General features: G+C 64.8%; 16 protein-coding genes. 9 read left to right on the top strand and 7 right to left on the bottom strand.

Annotation, left to right across the window (positions count from 1 at the left end; translation table 11 throughout):
* On the top strand, nucleotides 1–535 hold a 535-nt coding region (locus B2W55_RS19055), incomplete at its 5' end, for a SulP family inorganic anion transporter (protein ID WP_291532268.1).
* Here B2W55_RS19055 and B2W55_RS19050 read toward each other — a convergent pair.
* A complete protein-coding gene (locus tag B2W55_RS19050) occupies nucleotides 532–1,542 on the bottom strand; it encodes a LacI family DNA-binding transcriptional regulator (RefSeq protein ID WP_024580729.1) in 1,011 nt (336 codons plus the stop codon). The two genes, B2W55_RS19055 and B2W55_RS19050, sit on opposite strands and share 4 nt — an antisense overlap.
* Before the next feature lie 97 nt (nucleotides 1,543–1,639).
* Between B2W55_RS19050 and B2W55_RS19045 the strand changes: the two genes are divergently transcribed.
* The 4 genes from B2W55_RS19045 (at nucleotide 1,640) to B2W55_RS19030 (ending at nucleotide 6,428) form a co-directional block, all read left to right on the top strand.
* Nucleotides 1,640–2,512, top strand: coding sequence for a phytanoyl-CoA dioxygenase family protein (locus tag B2W55_RS19045; RefSeq protein ID WP_024580728.1), 873 nt, complete (start codon nucleotides 1,640–1,642; stop codon nucleotides 2,510–2,512).
* Between the two features lie 137 nt (nucleotides 2,513–2,649).
* Nucleotides 2,650–3,993: an MFS transporter gene (locus tag B2W55_RS19040; RefSeq protein ID WP_024580727.1), complete on the top strand. Its 1,344-nt coding sequence runs from the start codon at nucleotides 2,650–2,652 to the stop codon at nucleotides 3,991–3,993.
* A gap of 3 nt (nucleotides 3,994–3,996) precedes the next feature.
* Complete coding sequence (locus B2W55_RS19035) at nucleotides 3,997–4,857, top strand: sugar phosphate isomerase/epimerase family protein (protein ID WP_024580726.1); 861 nt, start codon at nucleotides 3,997–3,999, stop codon at nucleotides 4,855–4,857.
* A gap of 44 nt (nucleotides 4,858–4,901) precedes the next feature.
* A complete protein-coding gene (locus B2W55_RS19030) occupies nucleotides 4,902–6,428 on the top strand; it encodes a hypothetical protein (RefSeq protein ID WP_043855506.1) in 1,527 nt (508 codons plus the stop codon).
* A gap of 10 nt (nucleotides 6,429–6,438) precedes the next feature.
* Here the strand turns inward: B2W55_RS19030 and B2W55_RS19025 are convergent, their stop codons facing one another.
* Nucleotides 6,439–7,287: a division plane positioning ATPase MipZ gene (locus B2W55_RS19025; RefSeq protein ID WP_024580724.1), complete on the bottom strand. Its 849-nt coding sequence runs from the start codon at nucleotides 7,285–7,287 to the stop codon at nucleotides 6,439–6,441.
* 195 nt (nucleotides 7,288–7,482) lie between these two features.
* Entirely contained in the window at nucleotides 7,483–8,271 is a 789-nt protein-coding gene (locus tag B2W55_RS19020) for a crotonase/enoyl-CoA hydratase family protein (protein WP_024580723.1), read from the bottom strand.
* 105 nt (nucleotides 8,272–8,376) lie between these two features.
* Between B2W55_RS19020 and B2W55_RS19015 the strand changes: the two genes are divergently transcribed.
* From B2W55_RS19015 to B2W55_RS19000, 4 genes are all read left to right on the top strand, one after another.
* Nucleotides 8,377–8,946 (top strand): TetR/AcrR family transcriptional regulator, encoded by a 570-nt coding sequence (locus B2W55_RS19015; protein ID WP_024580722.1) that lies wholly within the window; start codon nucleotides 8,377–8,379, stop codon nucleotides 8,944–8,946.
* Between the two features lie 37 nt (nucleotides 8,947–8,983).
* Nucleotides 8,984–9,742, top strand: a complete 759-nt coding sequence (locus B2W55_RS19010) for an SDR family NAD(P)-dependent oxidoreductase (RefSeq protein WP_024580721.1) — start codon at nucleotides 8,984–8,986, stop codon at nucleotides 9,740–9,742.
* A gap of 108 nt (nucleotides 9,743–9,850) precedes the next feature.
* Complete coding sequence (locus B2W55_RS19005; RefSeq protein ID WP_024580720.1) at nucleotides 9,851–10,774, top strand: glutathione S-transferase family protein; 924 nt, start codon at nucleotides 9,851–9,853, stop codon at nucleotides 10,772–10,774.
* Between the two features lie 224 nt (nucleotides 10,775–10,998).
* Complete coding sequence (locus B2W55_RS19000; RefSeq protein WP_024580719.1) at nucleotides 10,999–12,033, top strand: LLM class flavin-dependent oxidoreductase; 1,035 nt, start codon at nucleotides 10,999–11,001, stop codon at nucleotides 12,031–12,033.
* 84 nt (nucleotides 12,034–12,117) lie between these two features.
* On the opposite strand, the gene B2W55_RS18995 is transcribed toward B2W55_RS19000, so the two are convergent.
* From B2W55_RS18995 to B2W55_RS18980, 4 genes are all read right to left on the bottom strand, one after another.
* On the bottom strand, nucleotides 12,118–13,695 hold the full coding sequence (locus B2W55_RS18995) for a porin (RefSeq protein WP_024580718.1): 1,578 nt from the start codon (nucleotides 13,693–13,695) through the stop codon (nucleotides 12,118–12,120).
* Nucleotides 13,696–14,597: 902 nt separating this feature from the next.
* Nucleotides 14,598–15,410: a 2-keto-4-pentenoate hydratase gene (locus B2W55_RS18990; RefSeq protein WP_024580717.1), complete on the bottom strand. Its 813-nt coding sequence runs from the start codon at nucleotides 15,408–15,410 to the stop codon at nucleotides 14,598–14,600.
* A gap of 23 nt (nucleotides 15,411–15,433) precedes the next feature.
* The gene (locus B2W55_RS18985; RefSeq protein WP_052506887.1) at nucleotides 15,434–16,540 is read right to left on the bottom strand and encodes an alpha/beta hydrolase; all 1,107 of its coding nucleotides are present in this window, start codon (nucleotides 16,538–16,540) and stop codon (nucleotides 15,434–15,436) included.
* Between the two features lie 217 nt (nucleotides 16,541–16,757).
* Nucleotides 16,758–17,334: aminotransferase class I/II-fold pyridoxal phosphate-dependent enzyme (locus tag B2W55_RS18980; protein ID WP_291532267.1), on the bottom strand; the 577-nt coding region annotated here is incomplete at its 5' end.

Below are 17,334 nucleotides of genomic sequence, written 5' to 3'. Positions count from 1 at the left end.
CTCCTGGGCGCTGCTGCTGCAAGTCCTGCCGGCATCGCTGTCCTTCACGCTGCTCGGCGGCGTCGAGAGCCTGCTCTCGGCAAAGGTCGCCGACGGCATGACCGGCCGCAAGCACCGCTCCAACATGGAGCTGGTGGCGCAGGGCATCGCCAACATCGCCTCCGCCCTGTTCGGCGGCATCAGCGTCACCGGCACGATCGCGCGCACCGCGACCAATATCCGGGCCGGCGCGCGCAGCCCGCTGTCCGGCATGATGCATTCGGCGTTCCTGCTGTCGTTCATGATGCTGGCCGCGCCGCTGGCGAGCTACATTCCGCTCTCGGCGCTGGCCGGCGTCCTCGTCGTGGTGTGCTGGTACATGGCGGAGAAGGAAGCGTTCGTGCACCTGATCACGCGCTGGCGCGGCGCCGCGGTGCTGATCCCGACCTTTGGCCTGACGGTCTTCGAGGACCTGACATCCGGCATCATCACGGGATGCGTGATCGCGGCGCTGTTGGCGGTCTTTGACCGCTGGCAGCGACGAAGCACCAACTAGCCGCTGTCGCGCAGCACCAGTTCGAAGCCGAGATCGACGCGGCGCTCGCCGCCGCGCTCCAAGGTCAAGGTCGCCGCGGTGCGGCCGATGGCGTCGCCATGCACGCTGATGGTGCTCAGCGTCGGCGAGATCAGCTGGCCCATTTCGAGATCGCCGAGCCCGATCACCGCAACCGGCTGGGTCGACGCGGGCCCGTCGCGCAGCAGGCCGGCCTTGCGCAGCCCCGCCATGAAGCCGATCGCATGCGCATCATTGGCGGCGAACACCGCGTCGACATCGGGCAACCGCGCATGCGCCGCCACGCTGCCCGAAGCGTTGCGCTCGAGGATCAATCTTCGCGGCTCGGCAAGGCCATGTGCCATGGCCTCGTCCCTGAAACCGAGCCAGCGCCGTGTGCCGCGCGGATCGTCCCCGCCGATGAAGGCGAGTTGCCGGCGTCCTTGCGCAGCGAGATGCTTCGCGACGGCCGTGCCGGCCTTGTAATTGTCGAAGCCCGCGACCGCGTCGATCGGGTTTGCGGGCAGATCCCAGGTCTCGACGATCGGGATGCGCGCGTTGCGCAGCAGCCGACTGCCCTCCGCCGTCGCCGGCGAGCCGACCATGATGATCGCCTCCGGCCGCCGCGACAGCAGCGCCGCCAGCATGCGATCCTCGCGCTCCGCGTCATAGCGCGACTGCGCCAGGATCACCGAGAAGCCGAGCGGCTCGAGCTTGTCGGACAGGCCCTGCACCGTGTCGGCGAAGATCGAATTGGCGATGGTCGGCACCAGCACGCCGACCGAATTGGTCCGCGCGCTCGCCAGCGCCCCGGCCACCAGGTTCGGGACATAGCCGAGGTCGCGCATCGCACGCTCGACCCGCGCCCGGGTCTCGGGGGCGACCAGATCGGGCATCCGTACCACCCGGCTCACCGTGATCGAGGACACGCCGGCGCGCTTGGCCACCTCTGAAAGGGTCGGCGCGGCACCGGCCGGGCCGGTCCCGGGGTCGGTCAGTTCGGAGCTCATGGCCGGAGCCTGCACGATTCCGGGTTGCCAAGCCACGATGTTAGCGCTAGCATCGAGGCATGTTAGCGCTAACATAGAACAAAATGGGAGAAACGGCATGATTTCGGACGAGCAGGCCCAAGCCTACAAGCGCGACGGGGTGATCGTGGTCCCCGAAGTGCTCGACCAGGAGACCCTCGGCAAGGTCCGCACGGTGCTCGCGGAGCTGTTGGCCGGCGCCGGCGCGGTGACCGAGCACACCGATGTCTACGACCTTGAGCCGGGCCATACGCCGGAACAGCCGCGCGTCCGCCGCATCAAGGCGCCGCACAAGGTGCACCCGATCTTCGACGAGATCGTCCGCAGCCCGGCCGTGATCTCGATCCTGACCAGGCTGATCGGCCCCGGCCTTCGCCTGCACGGCTCCAAGCTCAACATGAAGTCGGCGCAGTACGGCTCGCCGGTCGAGTGGCATCAGGACTGGGCGTTCTATCCGCACACCAATGACGACATCCTGGCGATCGGCGTGCTGCTCGACGATTGCGATATCGAGAACGGCCCAATGCTGGTGACGCCGGGTTCACACACCGGTGACACGATGTGGGATCATCATGGTGACGATGGCTGCTTCGCCGGCCTGATCGATCCGGACCAGATCCAGGACGACATCAAGCGCGCGGTGCCCTGCATGGGCAAGGCCGGCAGCATGTCGTTCCACCACGTGCGCGCGCTGCACGGCTCGGCGACCAACACCTCGAACCGGCCGCGCAACCTGCTGCTCTATGAAGTGGCGGCGAGCGACGCCTGGCCGTTGGTGGGCGTCAAGGATTTCGACGAATTCAACAGCCGCCTGCTGGCGGGCCCGCCGGTGGTGACGCCGCGGCTGACCGAGGTGCCGGTGCGGATGCCGCTGCCGCCGGCCAAACGGCAGGGATCAATCTACGAGACCCAGTCGGCGGCGAAGAAATCCTACTTCACGCGCGCTGCCTGAAGACGACGACAATGCCCGCGGCCACGCCGCGGGCATTGCTGCTTTCTCGAGCATGATCCGGAAAAGTGGGCACCCGTTTTCCGAAACGATCATGCTCAAACAAGACGTCCATAAAAAACAAGACAACGGGGAAACGAATGACCGAGATGGCGAACGGCGCCAAGAAAGCGCGCCTGCGTGTGATCCTGGCAGCAAGCATCGGCTCCGCGCTCGAGTGGTACGACTTCTTCCTCTACGGCACCGCCGCGGCGCTGGTGTTCGGCGAATTGTTCTTTCCGAAGAGCGATCCGGTGGTCGGCACGTTGCTGTCGTTCCTGACCTTTGGCGTCGGCTTCGTGGTGCGGCCGTTCGGCGGCCTGCTGTTCGGCATCCTCGGCGATCGCTATGGCCGCAAGCCGGTGCTGGTGGCAACGCTGTTGATGATCGGCATCGGCACCACCGCGATCGGCTTCCTGCCGACCTATGCGCAGATCGGTGTCTGGGCGCCGGTCCTGCTGGTCGCGATGCGCGTCATCCAGGGCCTCGGCGCCGGCGCCGAATATGGCGGCGCGGTGATCTATCTGGTGGAGAACGCACCGCCCAAGCATCGCGGTTTCTGGGGCGGCTTCGCGCCGCTCGGCGTCTCCGTCGGCAATCTGCTCGCCGCCGGCGCCTTCGCGCTGGTGACGATGCTGCCGCGCGAGGATTTGATGAGCTGGGGCTGGCGCCTGCCCTTCCTGGCGAGCTTCCTGTTGATCGTGGTCGGCATCTTCGTCCGCATGCGCATCACCGAGACGCCTGTTTACACCGAGGCGGTGGTCAAGCGCGGCAAGGTCGAGAGCAATCCGGCGATGGAGGCATTGCGCCAGCACCCGCGCAACTTCTTCGTGGTGCTCGGGGCCCGGATGGCCGAGAACGGGCTCGGATATTTCTTCCCGGTGTTCGGCCTGAGCTACGTCATCACCACGCTCGGCGTACCGAAAGCGGACGCGCTCAGCGCGCTGATGCTGGCCTTCACTGTCGAGCTGTTTGCGATCCTCGGCTTCGCCGCCTTGTCGGACCGGATCGGACGGCGTCCGGTCTACATGTTCGGCGCGCTGGCCGGCGTGGCGCTCGCCTTCCCCTTCTTCTGGATGGTCGGCACCAAGCAGTGGATCATGATCGCGCTCGCCTTCATCCTGGCGCGCGCCGTGGTGACGGCGGCGATGTTCGGGCCGCAGGCGGCGTATTTCGCCGAACTGTTCCCGCCGCAACGCCGCTTCGCCGGCTTCGCCTTCGCGCGTGAGCTCGGCTCGCTGCTGTCGGGCGGCCCGGCGCCGTTCGTCGCCACTGCACTGGTGGCGGCTTATGGCACCTGGTGGCCGGTCGCCTGCTACGCGATGTTCCTGTCGGCCTGCACGGTGATCGCGATCTGGATCGGGCCGGAGACCTATCAGGAAAACATCGCCGCCGATGCGAGCGATCAGGCCGAACTGCCCGCGGCGATTCCGGCGCGGGCCTGATCGGTGGCGCAGCAACTGCGTGTGCTGCAGTCGCTCTGGGCGATGGAGCGGCGGCTGGCCGACGAGGACGAATGGCCGCTGCAAACCCAGCTCGCGATGATCCGCGATGCCGGGTTTGACGGCGCCGGCGTCCGCTTCATCGATCCGGCCTTCGCACGCGAGGTGACGGGCTTCCTGCACGCGCATGGCATGATCTGGCAGGCGCAGTGCTACCCGAAGGGCGTCGACGACCTGAAACCGGTGCTCGAGCTGGTCGCCAAGCTCGGCGCCGATCACGTCAATTTGCAACCGGACGTCCGGCCGCGCCGGCTGGCGGATTGCATTCCCCTGCTCGAAGGCTGGCGGCGGCTCGCCGCCGAGGCCGGCATCGCCGTGCATGTCGAGACCCATCGCGACCGCATGACGACCGACCTGTTCTTCACGCTCGACCTGCTCGACTGCTTTCCCGATCTGCGGCTGACCGCCGATCTCTCGCATTACCTGGTCGGCCGCGAATTCGCCTGGCCGGTCGACGACGCCAACCATGCGATGATCCATCGCATCCTCGACCGCGCGTGGGGCATCCACGGCCGCATCGCGAGCCGCGAGCAGGTGCAGATCTCGTCCGGCTTTCCTCAGCACGCTGGCTGGGTGTCGTTGTTCATGGGCTGGTGGGACTACGGCATCCGTTCCTGGCGCAAGCGCGCCGGGCCCGATGCGACCCTGACCTTCCTGTGCGAGCTCGGCCCGCCGCCCTATGCCATCACCGGTCCCGACGGCCGCGAATTGTCCGACCGCTGGCAGGACGCGCTCGCGATGAAGGACATGATCCGCACGCTGTGGGAGCGCATCGCGAGCGAACCACAAGGCCCGCTGCGGCGTTGATTTGAGCAGGCCGCGGCGGCATCCTGCGGCAGCGACAATTCGGAATGCCGCGAGGACCCGTGCGCAACCGCTGGGCATATCTGCCTCAACGCCCTGCCTGCGTCGTCGTCGCGGCGATCGCCGCCTTCGTCGGCACGAAGGCGGTTGCGGCAGAACTGGCGCTCGACGTTGCCGCCATGCCGCGCGTCGCGACAATCGAGCCACGCTTCCAGTCCTACAACATCGAGATGGTCGAGGTGACGGGCGGACAGTTCTGGACGCCGTACTCAGCCATCAATACAGAGGTCGCAGCAACCGAAGAGCGGTTCGCGGTGCGGGCGCCGATCGACTTGCGCGACAACAGGCTGCGCACGCTCGCCGCGGCCCTCGGACCCGTCTATCTGCGCGTGAGCGGCACTTGGGCCAACAGCACGTTCTTTGCGGATTCCGGAACACCTCCTGTCGCACCGCCGCACGGCTTCAAGGGCGTCCTGACGCGGCAGCGATGGCGTGACGTCATCGACTTTGCGCGCGCCGCCGACGCGGCCCTCGTCACGTCCTTTGCGATCGGCGCCGGCACGCGAGACCCGTCCAGGCAATGGAGCCCCGAACAGGCCCGACATCTTCTCGCTTTCACGCGATCGGCAGGCGGCCGGATCGCCGCAGCCGAATTCATGAACGAGCCAGATCTGCCGGCGATCGGCGGCGCTCCGGACGGCTACGATGCCGCGGCCTATGGCCGGGACTTTGCCGCGTTCGTTGCATTCATGAAGCAGACAGCGCCCGACATCACGATCCTCGGACCAGGCACGATCGGCACCGGCGCCGCGGCTCAGGCACTTTTCGCCACGTCGGCGGCGGGTATCGATGCGGTCTCCTATCATCACTACGGCGCGCTTTCGGCCCGCTGCGGCGGCGACCGCACGGCGGAGCAGGCGTTATCGGACGAATGGCTGGCGCGTACCGGCAAGACGCTCGCTGTCTACCAGGCGCTGCGCGATCGGCTAGCGCCGGGCAAGCCGATCTGGCTGACCGAGACCGCAGAGAGCGCATGCGGCGGCAACCGCTGGGCGGCAACCTACGCTGATACGTTCCGCTACCTCGATCAACTCGGGCGGCTCGCCAAGGCCGGCGTCCAGGTGGTGATGCACAACACGCTCGCCGCGAGCGATTATGGGCTGCTCGACGAACGAACCCATTTGCCGCGACCGAACTACTGGGCCGCGCTGCTGTGGCGACGCTTGATGGGAACCAATGTGCTCGATGCCGGCGTCCCCGAGCAATCCGGCTTCCATGTCTATGCGCACTGCGCGCGCGACATGCCCGGTGGAATAGCCCTGCTTGTCATCAACAACGATCGGCGACAAAATCACAAGCTGGCGCTGCCGGCCGCCTCGCAACGCTACACGTTGGCGGGCACAACGCCTGGAGACCGCACCATTCGGCTCAACGGCGAGACGCTCGCCCTTGACGCTTCCGACCGGCTTCCGGCACTGACAGGAAATACTGCCGCTGCCGGGACGATCGCCTTCGCACCGGCCACGATCACCTTCCTGACCATCGCCAATGCAGGCAACAGCAATTGCCCGTAACCTTCAAGCCCTATGCCGCGTCGCGGCTGTCCTCGGAAGAGGCGGCCGGGCGCACCAGATGGCCAAGCATGATCGCGGTCATCAGCCGCTCCATCTCGAGCCACGCAGTGACATGCGACATGGTCGGGCGGCCGCCGAGCGCGAGCTGGTTGACGTCGTCGACCGCCGTCAGTCCGCGCGGATAGAATTCACGAAAGATCACGCGTTCGGCCAGGCCGTCGACCAGACGGAAGTTCAGCGTCTTCGATAGCTCGCTGAGCGCTTCGCCAACCATCCGCTTGTTGCGCGAACCGATCGTCGAGAGACGGTTGCGCAACACCACCCATTCGAACGCCGGCTGGTCGCTCGCGCTGCGCTGCCGCCGCGCCTCCTCCACCATCTTCGAATAGTGGCTGATGCCGGTCACCTTGAAGTCGTTCGGATCGACGGTGCCGAGTACGTCGAAGTCGACGAAGCTGTCGTTCAGCGGCGTAATCAGCGTATTCGCCAGCGAATGCGTGAACGTCGTCAGATAGGTGTCGTGACCGGGACAGTCGATGACGACGAAGTCATGCGACCGGCTCAGCCGTTCGACGATCTCGGCAAGCGCGCTGCGGCCGAGCGTCTCGACCTCGCTGCTCCTGCCGCTCACCGTCTCGAAGCACATATGCGCCGGAATGCCGAGATCGAGCGACGTCTCTCGCGCCCACTCCCGCCGGTTATCGACGTAATGCGTCAACGACTTCTGCTTGGTGTCGAGATCGATGGTAGCGACACGCTGACCCGCCTTGATCAGCGCGATGGCGACGTGCATGGCAATTGTCGATTTGCCAGAGCCGCCCTTGTTGTTTCCGACAACAATGACTCGTGCGTTTGTCATGGGATTCCATACCGGACGCTTGAGTGAGAGCAGGACGAAATAACATTAAGGGAATGCCTCGAATCTCCCTGATTCGACGAATCTCGACAAGAGTCGCCGCGACATTGTCGTGATTTAAATTCGATCGGTTGCGACGTCATTCTCGCAACCACAACCTCTCAGGGTACATATCATGAACGCAACTGGCGTCCGGGATTAACGCCCCTGGAACACGGCGGCGCGGCGTTCCACGAAGGACTTGATGCCCTCGGCCGCATCCGATGTGTTGAGCACGCGCTCGCGGATCTCGGGAATGATCGCAATCGCCGCCTGCTCGCCGGCCTCGATGAACTTGCGGCCCGCCTCTTTCGTCACCTGGATGCCAAGTGGCGCATTGCGTGCAATGATCCCCGCGAGCGCCATCGCGCGTTCGATCTGCTGACCGGCCGGCACGACTTCCTGCACCAGGCCGATCCGATGGGCCTCGGCCGCGGAGAACTCGTCGCACAGCAGCAAGTGATACATCGCATCGCCCCAACCGGCGCGGCTGATGTAGCGGAAATGCGCGCCGGCGAGTGGCGCGATGCCGCGCTTGGCTTCCATCTGGCAGAACCGGCTGTCATCCGCGGCGACGACGATGTCGCCGGCCAGCATCATCTCGATGCCGACGGTGAACACGATGCCCTGCACCGCGGTGACAATCGGCTTGCGGCACCGCTTCGACAATCCGAACGGATCGACGTTGCCTTCCGGCAGCGGCTTGCGGCTCGCCGTCGGGCCGAAGAATTTCGGCATGTCGAGCCCCGCGGTGAAACTGCCGCCGGCGGCGCAGAGCACGCCGACCCAGAGGCCCTCGTCATTGTCGAGCAGCGTCAGCGCGTCGGACAGTTCGGCCATCATCTCCGGGCTGAAGGCGTTTTTCTTCGCGGGATTGTCGATGATGATCTTCAGGATGTGATCGTGCCGCTCGTGGCGGACCCGACCCTCGCTCGCGCTGCCGGACATCTGCTTCTCCCTGTTTCGTGACTGACATTATTTCTGGATGATACTTGTCATCCAGATACATGATGGTCATAATCCAGATCGAGAGTCAAACAGGGACGATGCGAGATGGGCCATTCCCAGGCCGACAAGGCCAGGAGCCGCGAGCGGATTTTGAACGAGGCGGCGACGCAGATCCGCGACAAGGGGCTCGATGCGCTCAGCATCGGCAATCTGATGCAGCAGGTGAAGCTGACCCATGGCGGCTTCTACGGGCACTTCGCCTCGCGCTCGGACCTGATCGCCGCGGCACTGGAACAGGCGCTGACCGCAGGCGAAGCGTCCGCGCATGCAGCGCGCGATCCCGACAAGCCGGTCAGCATCAACGCGCTGGTGCGCAGCTATCTCAGCCGCACCCACCGCGACTCGCCCAAATCGGGTTGCGCGATCGGCGCGCTGATCTCGGATGTCGGCCGCGCCGACGAACAGTGCCGCGCGGTGATGGAGCCGCATATCGAGGCCTTCATCGCCAAGGTCGCCGAAACGCTCGGTGACGATGACGATGCCCAGGCGATCGTGGCGGTGAGCGCGATGGTCGGCGCGCTTGCGATCTCGCGGGTCCTCACCGACCAAAAGCGGTCCGACGCCGTTCTGCGCACGGTGCGCGACGGCATCGTGGCGATGGCATCGGACGAATGAATTTCCCGCGACGCGGGCAGCTTGAATGGAGTGAGCCATGAACGACCGATCCTCCCTCGCGTCGACCGCCGTGCAGGGCAGCGTGCTGATCGCTGGCGTCGGCGCATCCAACGGCCTTGGCGCGGCGATCGCGCGCCGCTTTGCCGCCGGCGGCTATCCCGTCGCGATCGCCGGGCGCAATGCCGAGAAGCTCGCCGCGACCGCTGCCGAACTCGCAGCCGATGGCGCCAGGGTCACGCATGTGGTTGGCGATGCCTCCACCGCGCCCGACGTCGCGCGCTTCGTCGAGGCGGCACAAGAGCTCGCGCCGCTCGCGATGGCCGTGCACAATGCGGGCTCCAACCGGCCCGCACCGTTTCTCAAGGTCAGCGAGCAGCGCTTCGAGGAGCACTGGCGCGAACATGCGCTTGGCGGCTTCCAGCTCGCGCAGGCCGCGATTCCCGCTCTGCTCGCGCGCGGCGGCGGCACGCTGGTGTTCACCGGCGCCAGCGGCTCGCTGCGCGGCAAAGCCAATTATTCGCCATTCGCCGCCGCCAAGGCCGCGCTGCGCGCGATGGCGCAGAGCGTGGCACGCGAGTTCGGTCCGCAGGGCATCCATGTCGGCCATGTCGTGGTCGATGGCGGCATCGAGGGCGATCGCCTGCTGAGCTTGCGCCCGCAGCTGAAGGACGACCGCGGCCCGGATGGACTGCTCAACATCGCCGCGATTGCCGATGCCTATTGGGTGCTGCATCACCAGCATCGCAGCGCCTGGACGCTGGAGCTCGATCTGCGGCCCTGGGCGGAGCAGTTCTGAGCGCCTGCCCACCCCGTCGCTCGGGAAAAATCGGTTGCGATCGGCCGGAATCTTGTCAGGCTATCTGACAAGGTCCGACGAGATCGCGCCATATCCCGGGAGCACGCCATGTCGCAGCCGACGCCGATCCTGCATCATTTCGATCAGTCGCCGTTCTCCGAGAAAATCCGCATCATCTTCGGCTTCAAGAAGCTGGCGTGGCACTCGGTGCGGATTTCCCGGATCATGCCGCGGCCGGACCTGATGCCGATGACCGGCGGCTATCGCCGGACGCCGACGATGCAGATCGGCGCCGACGTCTATTGCGACACCCAGATCATCATCCGCGAGCTGGAGCGGCGCTATCCGACGCCGACGCTGTTTCCCGCAGGCAATGCCGGCATGCCCTGGGCACTCGGCATGTGGACTGACCGGCCGTTCTTCCAGAGCACAGTCAACCTGGTGTTCGGCTTCATCGGCGACAAGGTTCCGCAGGATTTCATCGCGGACCGCGAGAAGCTGCGCGGCGGCAAGTTCGATGTCGCTGCCATGACCGCGGCGCTGCCGCAGATGCGCGATCAGTTCCGTGCCAATATCGACTGGATCGAGGCGCAGCTCGGCGACAGCAGGCCGTGGCTGCTCGGCGAGTTCAGCCTCGCCGATGTCAGCGGCTACATGAACGTGTGGTACGCGCGGCAGAGCCTCGCCGCGATGGACGAGATGATGAAGCCCTTCCCGCGCGCGACGGCCTGGGAGGCGCGGGTCCGCGCCATCGGCCACGGCACGCGCACCGAGATATCGTCGGGCAACGCGCTCGAGATCGCCGCGAAGGCGCAACCGGAATCGCCGGTGTTCGGCGATCCCGCGGATCCGAACGGCCGCAAGCCCGGCGACGTCGTCGCCGTGATGCCGGATGACTACGGCAAGATCCCGGTCCGCGGCGAGATCGTCTCGCTGTCGGCCCAGCACATCGCGATCCGCCGGTCCGACCAACGCGCCGGCGACGTCGTGGTGCATTTCCCGCGCGCCGGCTTCCTGGTTGTGCCCGGCTGATCGCCCGCGGACGCATCCCGGCTCCATCCGACGAGACCTGGAAACGCTGCGTTTCGCGGCGTGACCTTGCCTGGCCCCGAACAGGCAATAGCTTTGCCTCATCTCCAACCCAAGGCTCCACAGCGCAGGCTCGCGGACAGCTCCGCGGCAACACGACCTCCTAGCCTGCGTGCGATGGGTGGCCCGTGGCGGATGCTCCGCCACGCCGACAACTGGACTATGTGATGACGACCTCCCTCGAATTCGGGCTCGATACGTTCGGCGACGTCACCAAGGACGCGGCCAGCGGGCCGCTTCCGCACGCCCAGGTGATCCGCAACGTGGTCGACGAAGCGGTGCTGGCCGATCAGCTCGGGATCGATTTCATCGGGCTCGGCGAGCACCACCGGGCCGACTTCGCGATCTCTTCCCCTGAGACCGTGCTGGCGGCGATCGCCGCGCGCACCAAGGACATCCGCCTCGGCTCCGCGGTGACCGTGCTGAGCTCGGACGATCCGATCCGGGTGTTCCAGCGCTTCGCCACCGTCGATGCAGTCTCCAACGGCCGCGCCGAGGTGATCCTCGGGCGCGGCTCCTTCACCGAATCGTTCCCGCTGTTCGGCTTCGACCTCAGGCAATACAGCGAGCTGTTCGAGGAGAAGCTCGACCTGTTCACCGCGCTCCTGAAACAGGAACCGGTGAGCTGGGAGGGCAAGCTGCGGCCGCCGCTCAAGGACCAGTCGGTCTATCCGCCGGTCGAGCACGGCCGGCTGAAGACCTGGATCGGCGTGGGCGGCAGTCCCGAATCGGTGGTGCGCGCGGCGCACTACGACCTGCCGCTGATGCTCGCCATCATCGGCGGCGACCCCAAGCGCTTCGCGCCCTATGTCGATCTGCACCAGCGGGCCTACCAGCAGTTCGGCCGGACACCGCAGCCGATCGGCGTGCATTCGCCGGGCTATATCGCCGAGACCGACACCCAGGCCCGCGAGGAGTTGTGGCCGGACTACAAGGTCATGCGGGACCGGATCGGCAAGGAGCGCGGCTGGCCGCCGATGGGTCGCGACGAGTTCGTGGCGGAGGCCGAGCACGGTTCGCTGTATGTCGGCGCCCCGGAGACGGTCGCCCGCAAGATCGCATCGACCGTGAAGACGCTCGGCGTCGCGCGCTTCCAGCTGAAATACTCGGCCGGCCCGCTGCCGCATGAGAAGCTGATGAAGAGCATCGAGCTGTACGGCCGCAAGGTGGTGCCGATGGTGCGCGACATGCTCGCCGCGTGAGGCGCAAGAACCTCTCTCTCAAAGCAAAACCCCCGGCGTTTTGGCGCCGGGGGCTCTGTTAGGTCACTGTCAGATCAACCGGTATTACCAGTTGCGCTGAGCGCGGAGCAGGAGCTGGTAGGTGTCCTGGTTCTTCAGTTCGTACACGGCAGCCGGCTTGCCGATGCCAGCGCTGGCGGTGGTGATCGTGCCAGCATAGTTCTGGTCCAGATGGGCGTAGGTGAAATCTGCCGAGAAGGTCAGGTTCTTCACCGGGGTCCACTGGGTCTGGGTACCGAGCTGCGCGAAGCTGTAGTCCGGGTTGCACGAGGTCAGGCCGGCGGTGCCGAAGACGGCGCCGAACGAACCACCAACACCGTTGCCAGCCGGGCCGCAGATGTAGCCCTTGGCAGTGCTGTTGTAGTTAACCTGGGCCCACGCACCGTAGATGCTGGTGTTCCAGTAGGGGTTCCAGTTGTGGACATACGCACCACGGAAGCCGTAGGTCGTGACCAGCTGCTGCGAACCACCGTTGATGAACACCGAGTCGGGCGCAACGCCGAAGCCAATGCTCTGGTAGGCACCCGGAAGGTTGGTGCCACCGTAGATCGTGTTGGCGCCGGCAAGGCTCAGCTCAGAGATGTTGTAGCGCGTCGCACCGTTGGTGTAGACGCCCTGGATGTTGATGGTGTCGCCAGGTCCGGTCGGGATGTTCTTGATCGACAGAGCCAGCGCACCAGCCCAGCCCCACTTGTCGTCCGGATGACCGGTCAACTCGGTGCCGCCGTAGTAGGCTGCGTGGTTGTTATGCGCCGCGAACGACGCCTGGAACAGACCCCAAGCCTGGTCGACGCGGAGAGATGCGATCAGGTCCGGAGCGATCGTGCCGGCATAGTCGCCAGCGCCGTACGGTCCGAGCAGGCCGAGCACCGCGCCACCGGCACCGGTAGCGCCGAGGTTGTTGACGCCGCCCTGCATGTAGGCCGTCTGGTCTTGAGCCGACAGAGACAGCGACACGCCGTTGCCGAACTGCGCGGTGTAGCTGAACTGGTTGACACCGGTGATCGTGCTGATGCCGCCGACGAGACCGTCGAAGCCGTTGCCCGGATAGGCCGCCCACGGAGCTGCGAACTGCGAGACCGCCTTACCGATGGTGAAGCCGGCGAACTGGATGAAGGCGTAGTAGACGCCGACCGTACCAGCAGCAACCGCACCGCCATTGGCGTTGTTCGGCGCGCTGAAGGACGTCGTACCCGAACCAAGCTGCGAGTAGACCGTCGAGCCGGTACCCGTCGCGCCATAGCTGTCCGAGGTCCAGTTGAAGGTCGCATCGAAGAAGGTGCGGACCACGCCGTACTCGGTCGCGGTGCGCGTATCGATGTTCAGATCTTCACGGGAGCGCCAGGTGTAGCCGTTGGTGAAACGGTTGTTGGCAGCGCCGGCGCCGGCGTAGTTGCCGATGGCGTCGATGTTGGCGTTCGCCAAGACGTCGACACGCAGGTAGCCGCCCAGCTTGATACAGGTATCGGTGCCCGGGATGTAATAGAAACCGGGACCATACAGGGAGCAAACCTTCACGTACTCGACCGCTTTGGCCTTGACGGGAAGATCGGCCGCCTGAGCTCCGCCGACCGCGACGAGAGCCGCCGCCGAGCCGAGGATAAGGCTCTTAACCATCTTCATGTTAAACCTCCAAGTTGCTCTATCTCAGGGAAGGTTCCGGATCCGCCGGGTAAAAAACACCCTCAGGTTGGTTCCCTTTGTCCCTTAAAATCCCCGCCTAGTCGCTTCGCGCCTTCGGACACACCCGCATGAACGCGAGGGACTTAAGCGAACCACCTAAAACGGGACGACCTTGGGATGCCCCCCTCCGTCGCAGTTCCATATGAGACAGAAGGCCCCCGATCACGCAACAAAAGACCGCTACGATTGAGGCGCGCTGCGGCTGTTTTCGGGCAAATGTTGCACAAATATCACGGGCATTTGACCTGCGACATATTCGCAAGCCATTGAAATATATTATGAAAATTTATCACACCGTTGACCGGCGCAAATTTGGGCAACACCGGGCGGAACGGTGTGCAAAACACGTAGTCCTACGGAAAGCGCGGATGCGAGGTCCAGATTTGGGACGACTGATTCCGGCTCCGAACCTACTAATTCGGCCTGAAAACACCGAAATCTGAGCAACATAGCCCAGCATCGGATACCGCCGACTCGCGCCTCGAAGGGGGCAATCCGATTGCTTGGAGCGAGTCGAGGGGCGGCGGACGGACCGCCACGGATGTGCAGTAACGGCGTTCGATGTCAGCCAGATGTCAACAGCCGGCCGCGATCAGTTCGTTCTCTGTGGTGGCGGCGCCGTGAAAAATCTCCACTGCGCGCCGATTCCCACCGCTTGAGCTTTCGTGCCGAGCAGGAGCTTCTCAAGGCCGGCGAAGAACCCCGCGGCGCTTCTTTGTCCGGCGCTGCTCGTCGGGAACGCACTTCACCGTCCGGAATATGCGCCAGCAACGAGCACAATGCGGGCCGGTACGTCGGTTGAAGTCACCAAGAACCGCTGCTGCTCGACACGGCAACGCTGATCATTCAAATCGAACGGATATCTCATCGAGCGGGATGCCGGTCGCCCTCGCGATCCATCGCTCTCCTGGTTTGACCGGCGTCGCGAGAGTCAACGTGCCGGTCGAAACGACTTCCCCCGCCTCCAACGATGGATTGGTGGGGTCGGCCGCCAAGAGCCCGATGAGTTCGCGGAGCGCGTTCAAGGGACTGTCGAGTACCAGAGCGCCACCTCCGCGCTGCAACAGTTCGCCGTCGCAGAAGAGATCAATCTCGAAAGCTGACAGCTGACGTATCCACTGGGTACGGCGCGGCGCGATCGCATGGCGCGGTCCGATCAGGAGTTTTCCGTGCAAGCCGTTGGCGGCGATCGTGTCCGGAGCCGAGAACTTCCAGCCCGGATAGATGGATTGGACGACCTCGAAGCCGAGAGAGATCCACTCCAGACAATCGATGAGCGCCTCGTCGGTCATCGCGGGCTTCGGGGCGGCCTTCAGCCCGAAGATGATCTCCGGTTCTATCCGGGGTTCAGCGAACTCCGCCAAGGAAACCGCACGCACGTCGATCAGGTCGTGCGTCGTGCGGCTGGTCGTATATCCCCAAATCGGCGATTGAACACCGAACGCGCTCCACATCTGCCGGTTCGTGAACCCGATCTTCCGGCCGGTCATCCTTTCGCCTTCGGCTTCGAAGGCCGCACGAAGGAGTGGCGTGATCTGATAGGCCTGCCGCAGCGTCAAACCATCGGGTCGGCAGGAAAAACACGAGACCCGGGAACGATCCCTCAGGGCGGCGATCACCTTCGCGGCGATATCGCCGATGTCAGCTTGAGCCATCGTCCTCGATCTATGCTTGGTGGCTATCGTGCAAGATGCCGATCAAAGAAGGATCCGATCTCCGTATACACCTCCTTCGACTCGGGGGGCCAGGGGTTCAGGTACTGACCGTGGGCCATCGCTTCGTAGACGTGCAGTTCCGCGACCACGTCCGCTTGCCGCAGCTTGCGATGGGTCAGGCACGTAAGGCTGAGAAACAGGTCTCGAGTACCACTGGTGAGGATCGCCGGAGGCAGGCCTCGGAAATCTCCCCGCAGAGGAGAGATGAGCGGGTCGGCCATATCGTTGCCGCTGGCGTAGGCGATGGCCGAGTGGCTGATGTAGCCATTGTAGCTCACCAGATTGCCGTCGATCCACTCCAGGGTCTCCATCGTATCGCCGCCGCCGGCTCTGGTGAGGTCGGACCAAGGCGTCCCGGGCCCGATCGCACCTGGCAACGCCAGGCCTTCGGCCTTCGCGCGCAACATCAGGGCGAGCGTGAGGTTTCCACCCGCGGACGTTCCGAAGACCGCGATCCTGCGCGGATCCTTCTCTTGGACGAGAGCCCTGTAGACCGACATCGCGTCGTCGAGCGCGGCGGGATAGGGGAAATCTGGAGCCAAGCGATAGTCCACGGAAAGCACCCTGTAGCCGGCATACGCCGCCATCAGAGTCGCTTCCATCGTGCCGGCTTCCCCAGGAAAATAGACGAAGCCGCCGCCGTGAAGATGGACGAGGATGCGATGCTCGTTCTCCCGACGAATGTTTTCCGGCGTCAGTTCGAAGACGCGGACCCCGCCGACGACCTTTTCGTCGAGTCGGACGGCAAGTTTCCGACGGGTATCGGCCATCGTGCTCAAGGTGGACGCCGTCAGCAGATCCACCGGTCGCTTCCAGTCCTCCGGTCTCTGCGGATGGCTCGCCGTCCACTTCGGAAGGGCATAGGGCGCAGCGATCATCTCCTGCAGAAGACCGCTCGCGCTCGTCGGAATCGGAATGCTCCGTGCGGGCACGTATCTCGGCCCGGGCCTGGCATTGGCATCGTTCTGGGCGCGCTCGAGTGCGAGGTAGTCGGGATCGCCATGGTCCGGACGGGCCTCTTGCGGGATCGGAGAAGGCGTGAGGTGCAAGGCTTCGCTCGCCGGGTCCACTTGCCGTCTATCATTTCCGCCCCACATAGCACCCACCCACATCGGCTTGTTATCGTTGCTGCGTCCGTTCTTCGACAGGACGAACGACTTTTGACCAATGGTCCGATCTTGCGAAACGACCAGTTGGTCCCACGGAAACGACCAATTGCGTGCTGAGGGTCGACGAGGGACGATGTCCCAACGGCATTCTGCGACGGCGTCCCGAGCGGCCGAAAGGCTACGGGATCGATTTCACCACTTCCGCAAGCCGCTGCGACGCGAATTGCAGTTTTCGCGAGTCGAAGCCGGAGTAACCGAGAAGCAGCCCCTGCCTCGCGGGCGAGTCCAGGTAGAGAGGACTGATGGGCCTCACCGAAATCCCGTGCGACAACGCCGCCTCGGCGACCTTCAGGTCGGATATCCCGTGCTTGAAATGCACCGCCAACTGCATCCCGCACTCCGGGACTTCGACGTCAATGAGATCACCCAGAAAACGGGTCACGGATTCGACGACCACATCCCGCGCTTCCCGATAGCGGGTCCGCATGCGGCGTATGTGACTCGTCAGAAATCCGAATCTCATGAAATCGGCCACCATCGCCTGTTGCAGCGTCGGCGGCTGTCGATCCGTCGTGAATTTGGCTCCCGTGAAGACTTCGATCAGCTCCTTCGGAACGACCGCAAAGCCGAGGCGGATGCCCGGAAACAGCATCTTGCTGAGCGTGCCGATGTAGATGACGCGCGAGCATTGATCGATCCCCTGCAGGGACGCCAGCGGACGCCCGACATACCTGAATGTCAATCGGCGTTCAAAT

This window comes from Bradyrhizobium sp. UBA2491, assembly GCF_002341725.1.
In the GTDB taxonomy this organism is placed as follows: domain Bacteria; phylum Pseudomonadota; class Alphaproteobacteria; order Rhizobiales; family Xanthobacteraceae; genus Bradyrhizobium.
Note: the sequence above shows the minus strand (reverse complement) of the source record. Positions and strands in the feature narration are given on the sequence as shown.